At 58.0% G+C, this 18,057-nt stretch carries 9 protein-coding genes; 3 read left to right on the top strand and 6 right to left on the bottom strand.

Annotation, left to right across the window (positions count from 1 at the left end; genetic code table 11):
* Window positions 1-88: 88 nt before the first annotated feature.
* The 5 genes from glmU to GWR55_RS05875 form a co-directional block, all read right to left on the bottom strand.
* A complete protein-coding gene (gene glmU / locus GWR55_RS05895; RefSeq protein WP_162401431.1) occupies window positions 89-1,510 on the bottom strand; it encodes a bifunctional UDP-N-acetylglucosamine diphosphorylase/glucosamine-1-phosphate N-acetyltransferase GlmU in 1,422 nt (473 codons plus the stop codon).
* A gap of 348 nt (window positions 1,511-1,858) precedes the next feature.
* The gene (locus GWR55_RS05890; RefSeq protein ID WP_162401430.1) at window positions 1,859-3,355 is read right to left on the bottom strand and encodes a pitrilysin family protein; all 1,497 of its coding nucleotides are present in this window, start codon (window positions 3,353-3,355) and stop codon (window positions 1,859-1,861) included.
* An 8-nt stretch (window positions 3,356-3,363) separates the two neighbouring features.
* Complete coding sequence (locus tag GWR55_RS05885; RefSeq protein ID WP_238398670.1) at window positions 3,364-4,893, bottom strand: pitrilysin family protein; 1,530 nt, start codon at window positions 4,891-4,893, stop codon at window positions 3,364-3,366.
* A gap of 307 nt (window positions 4,894-5,200) precedes the next feature.
* Entirely contained in the window at window positions 5,201-8,713 is a 3,513-nt protein-coding gene (locus GWR55_RS05880; RefSeq protein ID WP_162401429.1) for a TonB-dependent receptor, read from the bottom strand.
* A gap of 180 nt (window positions 8,714-8,893) precedes the next feature.
* Window positions 8,894-11,404: a glycoside hydrolase family 2 TIM barrel-domain containing protein gene (locus GWR55_RS05875; RefSeq protein ID WP_162401428.1), complete on the bottom strand. Its 2,511-nt coding sequence runs from the start codon at window positions 11,402-11,404 to the stop codon at window positions 8,894-8,896.
* 241 nt (window positions 11,405-11,645) lie between these two features.
* Between GWR55_RS05875 and GWR55_RS05870 the strand changes: the two genes are divergently transcribed.
* Both GWR55_RS05870 and GWR55_RS05865 read left to right on the top strand, forming a co-directional pair.
* Complete coding sequence (locus GWR55_RS05870; protein ID WP_162401427.1) at window positions 11,646-12,818, top strand: ROK family transcriptional regulator; 1,173 nt, start codon at window positions 11,646-11,648, stop codon at window positions 12,816-12,818.
* Between the two features lie 87 nt (window positions 12,819-12,905).
* Complete coding sequence (locus tag GWR55_RS05865) at window positions 12,906-14,087, top strand: glycoside hydrolase family 105 protein (protein WP_162401426.1); 1,182 nt, start codon at window positions 12,906-12,908, stop codon at window positions 14,085-14,087.
* Between the two features lie 72 nt (window positions 14,088-14,159).
* On the opposite strand, the gene GWR55_RS05860 is transcribed toward GWR55_RS05865, so the two are convergent.
* Window positions 14,160-15,347 carry an alginate lyase family protein gene (locus GWR55_RS05860; RefSeq protein ID WP_162401425.1) on the bottom strand — a complete coding sequence of 396 codons (1,188 nt, stop codon included), beginning with the start codon at window positions 15,345-15,347 and terminating at the stop codon, window positions 14,160-14,162.
* A 219-nt stretch (window positions 15,348-15,566) separates the two neighbouring features.
* Here GWR55_RS05860 and GWR55_RS05855 point away from each other — a divergent pair, with 219 nt between their 5' ends.
* Window positions 15,567-18,053, top strand: coding sequence for a 3-hydroxyacyl-CoA dehydrogenase/enoyl-CoA hydratase family protein (locus tag GWR55_RS05855; RefSeq protein WP_162401424.1), 2,487 nt, complete (start codon window positions 15,567-15,569; stop codon window positions 18,051-18,053).
* Window positions 18,054-18,057 lie beyond the last annotated feature (4 nt).

Genomic DNA, 18,057 nt, shown 5'->3' with positions numbered 1-18,057 from the left:
AGCGGGAACAGTCTGTGTGATGTGTGTGACATAGCGCTCCTGATTCCGGGGATGAAGAAATCTGTTGGGGCGGCCGGAATGAGGCCGCTCAGCGGCTTTCCTGGCCCTGTTTCTTCCTTGTGGCCCACCCTGGCTTGACGACCTGCCTCGCGCGGCCGAGCGCGAGCGATTCCGTAGGGACGTTCTCTGTAATGCAGCTTCCGGCTGCAATATAGGCGCCGGCTTCGATGGTAACCGGGGCGACGAGGGTGGAGTCAGAGCCGATGAAGACGTTGTCGCCGATGACGGTCTGGTGCTTGTGGACGCCGTCGTAATTGCAGGTGATGGCGCCGGCTCCGACATTTACACCCGCGCCGATGACGGCATCCCCGAGATAGTTGAGGTGATTTGCCTTTGAGCCTGCGCCCAGGGTGACCTTCTTGGTCTCAACGAAGTTGCCGACGTGAGCGCCCTCGCCGATGCGGCTTTCGGGGCGAAGATGAGCGTAGGGGCCGAGGATCGCGGAGTCGGCGACGGTGGCGGAGTCCATAATGCAACCGTTGCGGACGGTCACGTTGTCGCCCAGCGTGCTGTTCTGGATGACGGAGTAGGAGCGGATGCGACAGTCAGAGCCGATGGTGGTACGACCCAGGAGTTGGACGTACGGTTCGAGGACGGTGTCGGGACCGACCGTGACTTCGTTGTCGATGACAGCGGTCTCGGGCCGGAAGATGGTGACGCCGGAGGCCATCAGGCGACGGGCAGTATCGAGGCGCATGGCGGCGTCCAGGTGCATCATCTCGGCGATAGTGTTGGCGCCGAGGACCTCGTCGACGCTGTCGGCCTTGACGGCCACGACTCGCTGGTTGTCCGCTACAAGCATGGCGGCGACGTCGGTAAGGTAGAACTCGCCGTGGGCGTTGTTGGTGTCGAGCAGGTCGAGCTTTTCAAAGAGAGCGGAGGTCCGGAAGCAGTAAATTCCTGAGTTGATTTCAGGCGTGCTGAGCTGGTCAGGGGAGAGCGACTTCTGCTCCACAATGGCGAGAACGTCCGGTGCATCGGTTCCGGGTTGGGCGCGAAGGACACGGCCGTAGCCTGTAGGATCGTCGGGAACGGCGGTGAGGATGGTCATCGCGGCCTGCTCGGCCTGGTGAACCTGGCGGATACGGTCGATGGTTTCGGGACGGATGAGCGGAACGTCGCCGGAGAGGACGAGAAGATTTTCCGGGACCGCAGTTCCGCCGAGCGTGAAGAAGGCCTTGACCATCTGGAGCGCGTGTCCGGTTCCGCGCTGTTCTGCCTGCAGGACAAACTGGACGCCGGTGGATTCCACTGCGGCGCGAACGCGGTCGGCTTCATGACCGATGATGCAGTAGATATTGCTGGCATCCACGACCTGCCGGGCCGCAGCGATGACGTGAAGCACCAGGGCGCGTCCGCCGATCTCGTGGAGAACCTTGGGGCGTTTGGTCTTGAGCCGCGTGCCCTTGCCGGCGGCCATGATCGCGATGGCGAAGTCTGTCGGTTTCATGTGAGGTAATCTTCTCACGGCGGGGTGTGGGCTCTGTACGGAAACTGCTCAAATTATCCAATGGAAAGGAGTTCCGAGAGAGGGGTGTTGTTGCCGCTCCGAGCAAACCGCAGATCCTTCGACTGCGCATCTCGCGATAAGGCTGCGAGATGCTTCGCTCAGGATGACACGGGTGTTTACGGGATGACACGGGTGTCTACAGAGGACACAGGTTTACAGAGGATACGGGTTTACAGAGAACACGGGTTTTTAGAGAACACGGGTTTACAGAGGGCCCGGTTTTTTAGAGTTGGATGTAGCTGGCCCCAAAACGTCCGCCAGGTCAGGGTTGCGGCCTCCTCCTTGCGCTCATTTCGACGGTTTGCCGGGCGGTGGGGGGATGGTGATGTCGAGATCAGTTACCTTACCGAGGCTGTTGAGCGGTGGCTTGATCTCGGCCTCATTTCCGACCACAACGATACCGAGCTTGTCCGGGTCTACGTACTTTCTGGCGACCCGGGCGACGTCTTCCGAGGTGACCTTTTCAATCCCGGCCTTGTACTTATCAAGGAAGTCCGGAGGATACCCATAGAAAGCGAGTGTGACCTGCTCGTTGAGGGTCTTTTCCGGTGAGTCGAAGTGGAAGACGAAGGAGTTCAGGAGCTGGTCCTTCGCCTTGGCAAGTTCCGAAGGCGTGGGAGGAACGGTCTTGAGGCGATTGACCTCGTCGAGCATCGCCTTTGTGGCTGCGACCGTTGAGGCGCTCTTGGTGCCGGCGATCACGTAGAAGATTCCGGGGTGGTCGTAGGAAGCCCCGAAGCTGCCGTCGACGGAGTAGGCCAGTCCGAGCCGGGTGCGTACGCTCTGGACGACGCGCGAGCCGAATCCGCCGGAGAAGACTTCGTTCATCACGCTGAGAGCGTAGTAGTCCGGGTTTCGGCGCTCGGTCCCCAGGCCGACGATCAGTACGTTGGACTGGTTGACGTCATTCTTTTCCGCAAAGCGAATGCCGGGTTTGGGATCGGTAAAGGTGAACTTTTCGGATGCCTGAGCGGGACCGCGCTGCAATGGTTCAAAGGCGGCGCGAAGCTTCTTCTCCATCTCGGCCGAGTTGAAGTCGCCAGAGACGGATATGATCATCTCGTTAGGGACGACGGTGCGATCGTGCCACTGCTTAAGGTCTTCGATGGTGACAGCGGCAACGGTCGCGAACTCCGGCTGACGGGCAAAGGGACTTTCGGGGCCGTAGACGAGCTTGACGGCTTCGCGAATGGCGATATCGCTGGCGTCGTCGTTGCGGCGGGTAATGCTGGTGTAGAGCTGGCGCTGGGCAAGGGCGAGCTTGTCTTCTTTAAAGGACGGGTGAAAGAGCAGGTCGGTCGCAGAGGCGAAGACGCTGTCGAAGTCGCCTTTCAGGCTGGACCATCGTAGTGACGTGTTTGCCGAGCCTCCGCTGGTTTCGATGCTCGCCGCCTTCGATTCAAGCACATCGTCCAGCTTGTCTCCATCCATGGTGGCGGTACCGCTGGTACGCCATGCCTGGCCGTAAATGGAGACGAGGCCAATCTTGCCGGCGGGTTCATCGCGGCTGCCACCGCGGATCAGGATACTTCCGTTGATGAAGGGAAGCTCATGGTCTTCCTGAAGGAAGATGACCAGGCCATTGGAGAGCTCAATGCGCTTTGGCTGCTCGGGCTTGAACTCGGGCAGTGCGGGGATGGGAATCTTCTTCCAGGGCTGTACCTGTGCGTGCGCCACCGCTGAGGGATGGGCAGGCGCAGCAGCGCTCTGCGCGACCAGAAGAGGGCTGGGAAGGAGGGTGCTGATGGCGATTGCCGCCACTGCTGTCCATGAAGACCGATTCATGAGATGGCTCATTTCGCACCTCCCTGATTTTTGGCAGGTGTTTTTGATGCTACGTACTCAATACGCGCGCTGGTGAGATTGCTGTCGACGAAGATCTTGTTGGCCACGCGGCGAATGTCGGCTTTGGAGACGGCATCGATCTTGTCGAGCTCGCGGAAGAGCTGGCGCCAATCGCCGTAGCGCGTCTGATACTCCGCGAGCTGGTGCGCCAGCCCTTCGTTGTCGGCGAGTCCACGAAGCAGGTCGGCGCGGGCACGCGTCTTGAAGCGCTGCAGCTCTTCGTCGGTGACGTCTTCCGTCTTCAGGCGATCGAGTTCTTTGTGGATGGCTGTGCGCATCTCGCCGGGCGTATGGCCAGGGAGGGGAACGGCATAAAAGGCGAAGAGGCCGGGGAATTTGTATCCGGGGAATCCGGAGAAGCCTTCGGCCTCGGCTGCGATCTTCTGATCGCGTACCAGCGAGCGATAGAGCCGGGCGGTGCGGCCGTTGGAGAAGATGTCGGTAATGGCGTCGTAAACGGAGTCGTCAGGATCGCGATAATCGGGACGATGGTAGCCCTCGAGATAGAAGGGCTGCGTGGCCTCGCGGATGACGACAGACTTTTCCGCGAACTGCGGCGGTTCGACCGTGGTCATGGGAGTCGGTTTTGGACCAGGCGGAATCTTCGAGAAGTAGCGCTCGAGGATAGGCATGGTCTGGGAGGCCTTGAGGTCACCGACAACAGCGATGACGATATTGGACGGCACGTAATACTTCTTGTGGAAGGCCTCGGCTTCAGTGGCGCTGACCTGCGAGATCTCGCTCTCCCAGCCCACGCCGCTGCGCCCGTAGGGATGAGCGACGTAGGCGGTGGCGAGGAACTGTTCGACCATACGGCCGATAGGGTTGGAGTCGATGCGCATGCGGCGTTCTTCCTGCACGACGTCGCGCTCCTTGTAAAACTCACGCTGGACCGGGTGGGCGATGCGCTGGCTTTCGAGGTAGGCCCAGAGCTCGAGCCGGTTGGATGGCATCGACCAGAAGTACTGGGTGGAGTCTTCGCTGGTGGAGGCGTTGATGCCTACGGCTCCGTTTTGCTCGGCGATCTCGGAGAACTGGTTGGGGATGACATACTTTTCTGCCGCGGCCTGAGCGTCTTCGAAAGCCTTTTTGAGCTGTGCGAGTTTTGCAGGGTCCTGTCCGACGCGCTGGCGGTATTCGTCGTCATAGGCGGCGTAGGCTGTCTCAACTTTTGCGAGCGCGATTTTTTCGGCAGGGTAATTGGTCGTGCCGATCTCGGTCGAACCTTTAAAGGCCATGTGCTCGAACATGTGCGCGAGGCCGCTGTCGCCCTGAGGGTCGTCAGCGGATCCGGCGTCGACGAGGGTGTAGAAACTGAAGACGGGAGCCTCGGGCCGTTCACAGACGATTAAGGTCAGGCCGTTGGGAAGAACCTTCACCGTCGTGCGTTTTTCGAAGCTGGCGAGGTCCTGCGCCCGCGCTGTACTGACGAAAGCGATGCCAAGGATAAGGGTTGCGAGCACACGTCGAACAGGCACGTGGATACCTCCAGAGAACTACCACCGAAAGTCTTACTATACCGAAGCTGCAAATTTGTTGATGTTGGTTGGTAAATGCGGGCTTTCCATTGCGTCCCTTCGGCCTCCGGGCAAGATGACACTTCAGGGAACAGGGAACAGGGAACAGGGAACAACAGAAACCTCAGATCCTTCGACTCTGCCCTTCGGGCTTCGCTCAGGATGACACCTTTGTAGAGAGTGGGTGGCTGCCGGAGTCCGCATGTCATTAAAAGAAAAACTCCCGGAGCGCAGGACGTACGCGCTCCGGGAGCAGAGGGGTTGAGGCCTAGAACAGGATTCTTCCGCCAACCTGAATGATGCGCTGCTGTCCACCGCTGCCGGTGATCTGGCCGTAGGTGGAACTGTTCATCGAGGCAGAAGGGGTTCCGAGGTTGACGAGGTTGAAGACGTTCGAGACCTCTCCGCGGAGCTGGAAGCGCAGTGCCTCGTGGAGTGAGAACGTCCGGAAGAGAGAGGCATCGACGTTGCGGTAGCCGGGAGCGTCCAGCTGGTTCGGCCGGGCATTTCCGAGCAGACCCAGGGGGCCTACGCCGGGGCATCCGGCATCGACGCCGGGACGGCAATATGCGCTGGTGTCGAACCATTGCTTCATCTCTGCTGTGCGGGAATGCTGCGGCAGAGTGTGAGCGTCCTTACCCGGAATGATGCTCGGGCGATTCTGGCCAAGGCCGGAGAAGTAGTTGTCATTTCCAGTGGTTATGTTGAATGGCTGGCCACTGTTTGCGGTCCAGATTCCGGTAACGGTCCAGCCGTTGAAGGCTGTCCGGACGAAAGTATTGTAGCGGTCGAAGTAATCCGGCTTCCACACGAAGGACATCGTCATCATGTGGCGGCGATCCTCGGAGGCGCGCTGGCGATACTCGAGCTGGGGATAGTTGGCATCAACGAAGACACCGTTGAGGCCGCTGGTGCTGTCGAGCGAGTTGCTCTGCAGGTTCTTGCTCCAGGTGTAGTAGCCGCGCGCGCTGATGTGATGCGTGATGCGCTGCTCCACGACGACCTGCAGGGCGTTGTAGTTGGAGTTCTGGTTGGAACGGATGATCCAGACATTGCTGTACATCGGGTCCGCAGCCGAATTTCCGAACATGGAGTTGAGACGCCGGCGATTGTTAACCGTGCTGCTGCTGTTGGCATAGCCGCAGGCCTGCGATTTGTCGGCGCAGCTGGCTCCACTGGTGCCCTGCGCGGTTACGTTGAAGACTGGTCCGTTGATGTCGTTGTAGAGAGGAAGCTTGCGGCTGAGAGAACCGACGTAGCTGGCTCCGAAGGCAAAGCCGTTGCCAAGCTGCTGCTGGAATCCGAAGTTGAGCTGGATGGAGTACGGCCAGCGGTAGTTCGGATCGAAGGCAACGACCTGGTTGAGCGGAAGGAAGGTTGCTTTGCTGTTTTTGTAGTCGAAGGCCAGTTCCGGATAGGGATTCGTTCCGGTCGGGAATTCAGTCGGATCGTTGGAATAAGGATGGGTAAGGGAGGTGACGTTACGGTAAGTATTCCGCACGGCGTAGGGGGCGTAGTTCGAGGGAAACTCCCACTCATTGCCGGAGATACCACCGAAGAAGAGACCGGCGGCTCCGTGGATGACGGTCTTGCCGTCGCCGTACGGGTCATAGGCGAAGCCTACGCGGGGCGAGACGTGGTTGAGGGGGGTGAATGCTCCACCCTTCGGAACACCGGGGTCGCCAGGGAAGAGCATGCCCAGAGGAGCGAGCTTCTTCGCGGTTCCGATAATGCTGACGTCAGAGAAGGCATGCGACTGCACGCCGGGGCTGAAGTTGGTCTGCATGCGCTGAGGGTCCGTGGGCGCCTGTTGCCAGTCATAACGGATGCCGAGGTTGATGGTCAGACGCGGAAGAATGCGCCAGTCGTCCTGTGCGAACCCTGCGATGTTGAACCAGTTTGCATTGGCATAGAGACCAGTGTCCTGACCCATCGTGACCGGGATTCCCATGATGAAATCCGAGAGGCCATTGGTGGTGCGGTCGAACTTGGCTCCGTTGGTGGTCGAGAAGGTAAACGATCCGTAATTATTGAGAGAGGTGAGTTGGAAGTCCTTTTCCAGGCCGAACTCACCACCGAAGTAGAAAGAGTGCTTGCCACGTGTCGTGGTCAGTACGTCACGAATGGCGTAGACGTTGGCGCCGGCCTTGGGGCCGGTGATGGCCTGGGTAAGTGAAAAGCCCTGCACGCCACCCACGCTGATGTTGGGACGCGAGGGCGTTCCGACTACACCGAAGTCGGAGCCGAAGTCCGCCAAGGTGCTGTTGTTCGGGACGGGGTTACGGCCGCCGTTCTGGCGAGTGTAGCTGAGCCAGAGCTGATTGACGGTGCGTGGGCTGACGGTCCAGACGTCGCTGATATTAGCGTTCTGCTGCTTATTGGCATAGTCGGAGTAGGACCATGCCTGCGTGAATCCGCCCAGGTTCTGACGAACACTGTAGTTGAGCAGGAAATAGCTCAGGGTCAGGCGATGTGCGGCATTGATCTGATGATCGGTCTTGATCAGGTACTCTTCGTTCTGCTGCGGTGTCGACTCAAGGACGCGATACGTATAGGGAGTGTCGCCAGTGCGGAAGGGCTGCTTCTGTTCCTTATTGAGTGCAGTCGTGAGGTAGTTGAGGATATTGACCGCGGTGGGATCGATCCGGTTGGAAGGAATTTTATTGCCGGGGAAGGGCTTTCCGGTAGCCGGGTCGCAGGCAAGGAACTTGATGTGGGTGTTGTCGTCCTTTGAAGGAGTGTCGGTGCACTTGGTGATGTCGGTGGGCAGGTTCTCGGAGAAATCACCTGCGATCTGAGCGGCGCTGGGAAGATTGCCGCTGTTGGTTGCGGCGGTTCTGAAGCGATAGGCCGCGACGCTTCCGAAGAAGAAGTCCTTATCGTGACGGAAAGGCCCACCGAAGGTTCCGCCGAAGCGATTGAGGTTGTAGGGGCTCTTGATGGCGTTTGCCCCCGCGTTGTGGGCTACGGCGTTGAAGTTTCTGTCACGGAAGAACTCAAACAGCGATCCATGGAATTTGTTGGTACCGCTCTTGGTGATGACGCTGACTACGGCTGAGGAATACTTGCCGAGCTGAGCGCTGAAGTTGTTGGTGACCACGTTGAACTGGCTGATGGCGTCAGGATTGGGGACCTGGTTGCCGCTGTTGCGCAGTCCGGTCATGTTGAGACCGCCATCGAGGTAATAGGCGACCTGGCCAACGAAGCCATCGGTCGAGCCGTTCACCAGAACCTTCAGCTCCTGGTAGCCGAGGTTGTTGACCGTGTCGACCTTCTGCACGCCAGGGATGAGCTGAAGAAGGCGCGATGTGTCCCGGTTAACCAGGGGAAGGTTGTCAATCTCCTCATTTGAAACGCTCTGGCCAAGAGTGGAGTTTCCCAGATTGACCAGGGGGACGTCGGCGCTGACGCTGATGGTCTCGGTAGTTCCGCCGATCTCAAGCGTGAAGTTGATGGATGCGTTTTGCATTACGGAGAGGACGATTCCGCTCTGCTCAAGGCTCTTGAAGCCAGTGGCATTGACGGTGACCTTGTAGGGACCGACGGGAAGGAACTCCTCACGGTAGGAGCCATCGTCCTTGCTCTTTGCGACACGAACGAAGTTGGTATCGGTTTGCGTGAGGGTGATGGTGGCACCAGGGATGACGGCTCCGCTGGAATCCATAACGGTTCCGGAGAGTGTGGCTGTACTTAACTGTGCGTGTGCCAGAGGCCCGACCAGTACCGCCAAAATAGCGAACAGGACGAATCTCCAGCCCCGAGAGAACAAGGGTCTATGCATTAACTGCCTCCTAAGTCAAACGTTTGTCTTGTGGTCCACTAGCAGGCCCAAGACATAATTATGGGGACGGCTGAAAGATAGTTCGTTGAGCAAACAATTGTCAATGCATGCGAACGAAAATTGTCAAAATAATCCCGGAATGGGCTTCGGCGTCTTCCAAAGATTGTGCGGATACCGACTTTATGAGAACTGGAGGAGAGCGGCGGAGATTCCATCAGCTTTGACCGCAACTGCAGCTTGCCCCGGCCGACTGTGTGCGATTCTGATCCGGGCGCGGCCATTCGAAAGCTCCACGACACGCGACCCTGTGGGAGTGCCAAGATTGTCGATCAGCCTGCCATCGCCGGCGATCGTGAAGCGCACGCGATTGCGCGCATCGAGGCAGAGAATGCTTTTGGCGTCATGGAGCGTGGCCTCGACCGTGACGTTGTTATCGGTGCGATGGACCTCTGCGAGCTTCAGAGTCGTGGGTGGACCCCAGCTTCTGGTCTCGTAAAGGAACTCGATCTCATCGGAGATGGTGGTGGAACCCTGGCTGGCTTCGACCCGGAGTTTGTTTGCTCCATCAACAAAAGCGACCATCCAGCGGAGCCCGGCGGCAGGGAAGTTCTGGCTGTCGCGCCTTCGGATACCGGCAGAGACGCCATTGACGAAGAGCTCAGCCGTCTCGCAGTTGGAATAGACCTTGACCATCTTCTTCTCACCTATGGCGCCCCAGCGGATGGGCCATGAGTGGCCGTAGATGTGTGCCATGGGCTGGTCGGTCCAATAGGACTGGAAGACGTAATAGGACTCCTTTTTCTGCATGTCGCGGGTTACGACGCCCTTCTGGTTGACGCGAGGGACCGGGTTTTCAACCCGCAGCGGAGTAGTGAAGTCCTTGAAGACCCACTGAGCCGAGCCTGTAAACCAGGGCAGCGTCTCTTGCACCTTGAGGTGCCAGTCGAAGAGATTGCAGGCGTAGGTTTCAGACCAGTCGCCATCACGGGAGACACGGGCCTCGCCGCCGGTATTGAGGTATGCAAGCCCTCGCTCATCGGTGCCGTGGCCGGTGGCGATCTCTGCCAGCACCTTGTCAGGACTCTCGGAGTGCCGTCCGGCGTGGCTGTCGGCTCCCCATTCGGCATGAAACAGATGTTTGACGCGTTCGCGCTGTGTCTCCAGAGATTTCTGATATTCGGTGTAGGTTCCGCTGTACCAGCCTGCCCAGATGGAAGGGGAGTAGACGTCGGGGATGTCGCGGGCAAAGTCACACCGCCGGATGGTAGTTATGCGTGATGGATCCAGCTGGTGTGAGAGATCGCGAAGCTCGGTGAGATAAGCGCGAATCTTTTCGTGATTAACCTCGGGGTATTCCGTCGGCCAGTCATCCTCATTTCCCAGGCCCCAGAGGAGGATGCTGGGGTGGTTGAAGTGTTGGGCGATCATGTTCCGCAGGGTACGGCGTCCCATCTCCTGAAAAGTTTCGCCGCCGATTCCGGCGCGGCACCAGGGAACCTCTTCCCAGACTAGAATTCCGAGTCGATCACAGAGTTCGACCACGCGACGAGACTGCTGATAGTGAGCCAGACGGATGAAGTTGACGCCCATCTCTTTGATAAGTGTCATCTCCTGCTCGATCAGATCATCGGGCATCGCTGCGGCATAGCCGGCGTGATCCTCATGACGATGCGTGCCACGAAGCAGAAGCCGCTCACCATTCAGCTTGAAGGGGCCATGGTCAACCCACTCCGTGTGGCGGACTCCAAAGGTCTCGTGCGCAGTGTACTCGCCAGCGGAAGTTGTAACAGTCACCCGACATTGGTAGAGCAGGGGAGTGGAGGGGCTCCATCGCTGAGGTTTGTTGAGAACGAAGCGCGAGAGAAGCGCCTCTCCCGGCCATGGCATCTTCGTTACGCGCTCTGTGTGGATGGTTTTGCCGTCGGAAGAGACGATCTCCAACGCAAGGGTGATGGGCGTGGTGTTGCCAGCAGGGTTATAGACGGTGCCGACGATCCTGACTTCCGCTGAGGAGTCTGCACGAGGTAGGTCAACCTTGACGTGGAGCTGTTCCAGGGAAACGGCGGGGACATAGACGAGATTGACGTGCCGGTAGAGCCCGCCGTAGAGGGTAAAGTCACTGAGATCGGACGGCATGCGATCAAGGTCTCTGGAGTTATCGCAGAGGACAGCAATGGGAACTTCGGGCCCCTTCTGTTGACCATTGGAATGAGATGTCGAACGGTGTTGCTCAACCGCATCGGTAATATCGAAGATAAACTCGTCGTAGCCGCCGACGTGGTGGCCTACGGGAGTGTTGCCAACATAGACGGTCGTTGCCTGCCCTGCGCCTTCGAAATGAAGCAGCGTGCGACCGTTCGGATACGGATTGGCCACAGGCAGATGAAGTCGGTACCATCCATTGCCGCGGTAAGCGGGAACGTCAGGATCGCAGCCGTCGTAGGCATTGAAACAGTGCGGCATCTCGATCGCCTGCCATGTTGCAATCTCTTTGCTGTGCCAGACCTCCCATAGTCCACCCAAAGGTTCGCGAAGAAACTCCCAGCCGGAAGAGAGCCGGATGGTTTTCTTTTCGCTTGCCGGGGTGTCGTCGACCAGATGCGCCAGTGAAGCGCCAAGCGTGGAACGAGAGAGTGTCGATGCAGATGCAGCAAGTGCGCTGCTCTTGATGAAGGTTCGGCGAGTCAACATGGCGGCCTTAGGTGCTCCAGAGGGGATCGCTTCCATGAGGGAAGTGCCGACAGATTTGGCTGCTTCTGAGAGATATAATTCAGAGCATCTACAAAATGCCGGGCTGTCAGTGGTATAAAGACACGTCATCTTCCATGTCAAGTTTCAGGCGCCGAAGCCAGGCAATGGAGTGCATCCTGGAACAAGCCAAAATCCAACGACTGCATGACTGCTGTATCTTTATTTTTCGAAGAGAAAGACGATGCCTACACCGCCACCACAACCGTTTACCTTTACACGGAAGCAAAGCGCTTCCAATAAGACTCCCCGGCAGATCAATCGGAACCTTGTCTTCAATCTGATTCGCACGAGACAGCCGATATCCCGTGCAGATCTGGCCCGTGTCTCGGGGCTTCAGCGAAGCACGATCTCTCTGATCGTTGAGGATCTGATCCGCGAGCGTTGGATCCTCGAAGGTTCGACGGGGAGGTTGCCGCGAGGACGCCGTCCTACCTTTCTGGAGCTGAACCATCAACGGGCGGTGATTGCGCTGGATATTCATCCATCGCAGACGACAGTGGCTGTTACCGATCTTGGAGGAAAGATCGTTGCGCAGAATGTGGTCGATCTGCCCGGCGATCCCGATAAGGCGATCACCTCGATCGTTACCGCCATTCGGAAGCTCATGGCCGACCATGCGGACAAATCCTTTGATGGAATCGGAATCAGTCTTCCCGGGCGTGCCGATCCGAAACAGAAGCGGCCGATCTTCGCGCCGAACGTGAACTGGCCGATGCAGAGCCTCCAATCGAAGATCCATCGGGCAACAGGCCTGCGCGTCGAGATGGAGAACGTAGCCAATGCCTGTGCTCTGTCCGAGGTCTGGTTCGGGGACAGCGATGGGCTAAACGATCTTGTGGTGGTGAATGTGTCAGAGGGAATCGGCACCGGGATCTTTTCCAATGGAAGGCTGCTTCGCGGCGCAAACGGCATGGCCGGCGAGTTTGGCCATGTGGAGATGCAGCACGATGGCCATTCCTGTGGGTGCGGTTCCCGCGGTTGCTGGGAGACTGTTGCCTCCAATCGCGCGGGTTTGCGCTACTACGCGGAGATCAGCGGCCGCAGGGCCCCTTCGAGCTTTGCAGCACTGATCAAGCTGGCGCAGGCAGACGATCCTGATGCGTTGAAGGCGCTTGAAAAGATGTCCCGCTTCCTGGGAAGAGGTCTGAGGATGATTGCTTCGGCCCTGGCGCCCAATGAGATTGTGATCGTGGGCGATATTACAAGCGCATGGCATCTCTTTGGCCCAAAGATCGAAGAAGAGCTGAAGCAGAATGCTTTTTCGAACGCACCGAAGCTTCGTCCCTCGTTTGAGGGCAACACAGCGCGACTACGCAGCGCGGTTGCACTGGTTATGAATCAAGGTCTCAACTGAACTGAAAGGAACTCTTCTATGCTGTTCGCGGAACAACGATCTTTTCGTCTCCCGCTGTCGTATTTTTCTTTTGCACGGCGAGCTGGAATGGCTGGCCTGCTGGTCTTTTGCACAGTGGCAGCCTGCAACACCTACACCTTTGCGCAGGCGGCTTCCACCTCGCAGACAGCGAAGAAGCCTGTTCCCGACTCAAAGTCATCGGGAGATGCTCCTGACGATCCCGGACCGCTGGCAACGGATATCTCTGCGGAGCTGAAGCCGAAGGCAATTCAAGCAGTGGTCGAAAAAGTAGCATCCTGGCAGGTGAAGGTGGCTGAGCCTACATTCAATCGACTGTGGACCTATGCCGCGCTTTACGATGGCCTGCTGGCGGCTTCGAAGACGACCGGCGACTCGAAGTTTCATGATGCGGTGTTGAAGTTCTCCGAACAGGAGCACTGGCAGCTGCTCGATAACCGTTTTCCTCATGCGGACGACCAGGCGATGGGCAAGGCCTACATGGCTCTGTACCTTGAAGACTCCAAGGGCTCGCGCAAGTCCGAGCGCATGGCCAATACAAAGGAGATTATGGACCGGCTGATCGCTCGTCCTGATGATCCTGCGAAACTGCTGTGGTGGTGGTGCGACGCGCTCTATATGGCTCCTCCTGTATTGGCTCGCACTTACGTTGCTACCGGAGACAAGAAGTACCTCGACTATATGGATCACGAGTGGTGGCTGACTTCAAGGACCCTCTACAACCAGCAGGACCATCTTTACTTCAGAGACGAACGGTACCTTACGCAGAAGCAGGCTAACGGAAAGAATCTTTACTGGTCGCGTGGAAATGGCTGGGTGATGGGAGGATTGGTGAAGGTCCTTGAGGTGATGCCTAAGAACTACCCGGCGCGTGCGAAGTACGTTGAGCAGTTCCGCCAGATGGCCGAAGAGGTAAAGGCAATCCAGGGCAGGGATGGGCTGTGGCGTTCCGGTCTGCTTGATCCCGACGCGTATGAGCTTCCCGAGATCTCGGGCTCCGCGTTCTTTACTTATGCGATTGCGTACGGTATCAACGAGCACATTCTCGACCGCAAGACCTATCTGCCTGTGGTGGAGAAGTCATGGAAGGGAATGCTGCAGCATGTATATGCTGACGGGCGTCTTGGCTCTATTCAGCCTGTCGATGCGCAGCCGGGTAAGTTCAAGCCTTCTTCGAGTCATGTTTACGGTGTCGGAGGATTCCTGATGGCCGGTTACGAGATGAATCGTCTTGCAGGCGGTAAACGCTAAGTTCCAATCTTTGTTGCGAAGTCAGAAACTGAAATCCGCTGCTGATATCGGCAGCGGATTTTCTTTTTAGTTTTACGAGATCCAGAGCAATGGCTGACGGATGGGAAAGTTTCTGATGACCTCAGGTACGGTGGGATTGGGATTCAGGCGCTTCCACACGGTGATGTAGTCCGGTTTGTCGTAGGCGACTGCCGAGAAGAGCAGTGCGGGATTTCGCACGGGGAAGTCGTCCCAATGTTCTACGTCATGAGCATATGGCCACTTGGATTTATCGTCGATGAAGGGAAACAGGAACTCCATCATCTTTTTCAGGCTGCGGCCATCGGGTGTTGAGAAGCTCCACAGGTTCTCGCGCGATGTGGAGAGACTCTGCGCGATTCCGCAGAGCACGTCCATGTCGAACAGAGAGTAGCTGTAAGGTTTGGTGCGAGCCAGTTCCAGAGGCAGGCTTCCATCAGGAGCGATCTGCATTGGTACAAGGGTTGTGCGAAAGCGATCGCGGCACCACTGCATGACATCCGAGTTACCAGTAAAGCGGGCAAACTCGCCAGCCTGCAGGACCCAACAGGTACCGTGGTTGTTCTTTGCATCGCGCTCATCCTGGCCATTTTTTGAGGTGCGCATCCACTCCAGGTAATCTGCAAACCAGCGGCGTACTTCGGCGCCATCGCGGAGGACAGCGCCGCGGTCCAGCAGCGTAGCGGCCCGTACTACTTCAACCAAGTGCAGGGTGTCGATAATACCAATGCCTCTTCCCTTGCTGACTCCAAAGATAGCCTGGGCATACTGCAGGTTCGGATTCATCTTCGTCCGCGGATCGACGAACCATGCCTGCAGATGTCTTGCTGCGTGGTCCGAGTATTTCTTCTGCCGGGTCAGCAGCCACGCTGCGGTCAGAGCCGGAACGATCAGACTGAGCCGGATCATCGCTTCGCGATGCGCGTTGAAGTTTGCCGGATTGCTGAATCCGTCTTTGCGGATGTATGGGCCGCCAGGATTCTTCGGATCGGGCCACCAGTAGTCGCCTTCGGAATAAAAGTCGTGCAGACCGCCGGGACTGCGGTCGGAATGTTCCGCCGTAACGGTGATGGGTTTCTCGGAGAGATAGTGGTTCGCCGCGTTCAGGATCCGGTTTCGGTCTGTCGATGCGACCAGGGAATACGCTCCCGGCATCGAGGCAGCCCATAGTTTGTCTTTCGCAAGAATTGCTGCGGTAGCGGCTGACAGTTCAACAAACGCTCTTCTTGAAAATCTCTTCATCGCACCAACGTTCTCTAGTCCTATCGCTCTGCGTCATTCTATATTTCGACACTCTTCTGCCAGGGCTGCGCCTCTGTGTCCAAAGAGGAAAGCGGGTAGCGATGTATAGCATCGTGAAATTACATAACGATTTACATGGCTTACCTTGACCGCTGAATAGGCATTCAGTATTCTCCTCCCGGTACGGACATCAGTCTGTCTCCGAGGAGATTCCCAGGTATGGCGAGCTTTCCCGCGCCCTCCCGCATGATTCGCAAGGCAGCCGTTCTTGGCGCTGGAACCATGGGATCTCGTATCGCTGCCCATCTTGCGAATGCTGGATTGCCAGTCATTCTCCTCGATAGGATACCCGTGGGAACCGCGCCGGATGCTTCGAAAAAGGAGCGAAGCAAGTTTGCTCAGGTAGCTCTCGACTCTCTCAGAAAGGCGAAACCGGCGGCTTTTTATATCCCGGAATCTGCGCGGCTTATTACAACCGGGAACTTTGAGGATGACCTGGAGTTGGTGGCAGACTGCGATTGGATCATCGAGGCCGTCGCGGAAGATCTCGCCATCAAGCATGATCTCTATGCGAAGGTCCTGACGCATCGGCGCTCCGATGCCATCCTGACCACGAATACCAGCGGTCTGCCGATTCTCGATTTGGCCGAGCCTCTGCCTGAGGGCGTGAAGCCGCTCTTCCTCGGAACGCACTTCTTCAATCCCCCGCGTTACATGCGCCTCCTGGAGATCATTCCGCTTACTGAGACAAGCGCGGACGCGGTCAGGACGATCTCGCATTTCTGCGACCAGCGACTGGGTAAATCCATCGTCGTGTCGAGAGATACGCCCAACTTTATTGCGAACCGCATTGGCACCTTCTCTATCGGAAATGCCGTCCGGCTGATGCAGGAGCAGGAACTGAGCATCGAAGAGGTCGATGCGCTCACAGGCGTCACGATTGGATGGCCCCGGACCGGCACCTTTCGCCTGGGCGATATGGTTGGCGTCGATGTGCTGGTGCATGTGGCCCGCAACTTCGAAGCCAAGGCAGCGGCGATTGGAGATGAGCGCACCGATGTAACACTGCCTGCCTTTCTTGACACCATGCTGGAGCGCAAGTGGCTGGGGGATAAGGCAGGCCAGGGCTTTTACAGGAAGGAAGGGAAGGACGCCGAGGGTCACGATCTGCGCAGTGTGCTGGACTGGCGAACGCTCGAGTACCGAACGGCGGAACGGCCACGGTTACCATCGCTCGACATGGCGAAGAGCGTGGAGTCCACTCCGGCGCGCATCGCGCAGCTTCTGCATGGCGATGTGGAGCGGGACAAGGCCGCACGCTTCTATTGGCCGCTGCTCACAGAGCTGTTTACCTATGCGGCGAATCGCGTCTCCGATCAGCCTGACGAGCCCGCGGCCAGCATCGTTGAAGTAGATACGGCCATGCGTACAGGATACAACTGGGAACTCGGCCCGTTTGAACTCTTCGACGCCGCAGGTGTTCGCGCTACGACGGAGAAGGTGCGCGCACGGGGAATCCCGATCGCTCCTAATGTCGAGAGGCTTTTGGATTGGGCGGCAAAGAATAACGAGCCTAATCCTTGTTGGTACCGGGATGATCCAGGCGTTCCCAGCGGCCGCCGCTACTTCGATCCGTTCACCCAGACCTATCAGCCGGTTCCTGTGGCCGAGGGGATCGCGTCGATTGCGACCTTCAAGAAGTCCCATGGTGTCGTCCGGAAGAATGCAGGCGCGTCGCTGGTTGATCTGGGAGACGGTATTGCAGCCATCGAGCTTCACTCGAAGATGAATGCTCTGGGTGGAGATATCGTGTCCTTCATCACGCAGACTCTGAGGCCATCAAGTGACTCCGTCAGCAGCTTTGAGGCATTTGTGATCACCGGCGACTCGACGAACTTCTCTGTCGGCGCGAATCTGATGCAGCTTCTGCTCACGATTCAGGATGAGGAGTGGGACGAGGTGGAGATAGCCATTCGGGCCTTCCAGAAGATGACCCAGGCCATCAAGTTCTGCCCGCGCCCGGTAGTGGTTGCGCCCTATGGGATGTGTCTTGGAGGCGGGGTAGAGATGAGTCTGCATGCGGCAGCGCGCCAGCCACATGCAGAGTCATACATGGGACTGGTGGAGACCGGAGTCGGCCTGATCCCCGGCGGCGGTGGATGCAAGGAGATGCTGCTTCGCTCCATCGAGGCTGGTTCGAGTATTCGTCTCGATGCACGCGGCGAGTCGGTAGAGATTTTCGAAGCGGTGAAGAAGAATTTTGAGACCGTCGCGAAGGCGGTTGTCTCGACCTCGGCGGCGGAGGCTCGTTCATTGAACTTCCTGCGTCCTGGCGATGAGATCACCGTCAATCGCGAGCGGCTGGTGACCGATGCCAAATTGCGGGCACGCGCGCTCGCGGATGCCGGATATACAGCCCCTGTGCTTCGCACCGATATTCCCGCGCCGGGCGAGTCGGTTGCTGCCACCCTCAAGCTCGCGGTATGGACCATGCGGGAGGGACACTATATCTCCGATCACGACGTCAAAGTAGCAGGCCGGGTTGCCGAGGTGTTGTCCGGAGGGCGCCTGAATCCCGGTACGCCGATAAGCGAACAGTATCTGCTGGACCTGGAGCGCGAGGCATTTTTGTCGCTGTGCGGAGAGAAGAAGACACAGGAGCGGATCGCCTTCACCCTGAAGACCGGCAAGCCGCTCAGGAACTAGGAGC

It is taken from the genome of Edaphobacter sp. 12200R-103 (assembly GCF_010093025.1).
In the GTDB taxonomy this organism is placed as follows: Bacteria; Acidobacteriota; Terriglobia; order Terriglobales; family Acidobacteriaceae; genus Edaphobacter.
This window is presented reverse-complemented; position numbering and strand designations above follow the sequence as displayed.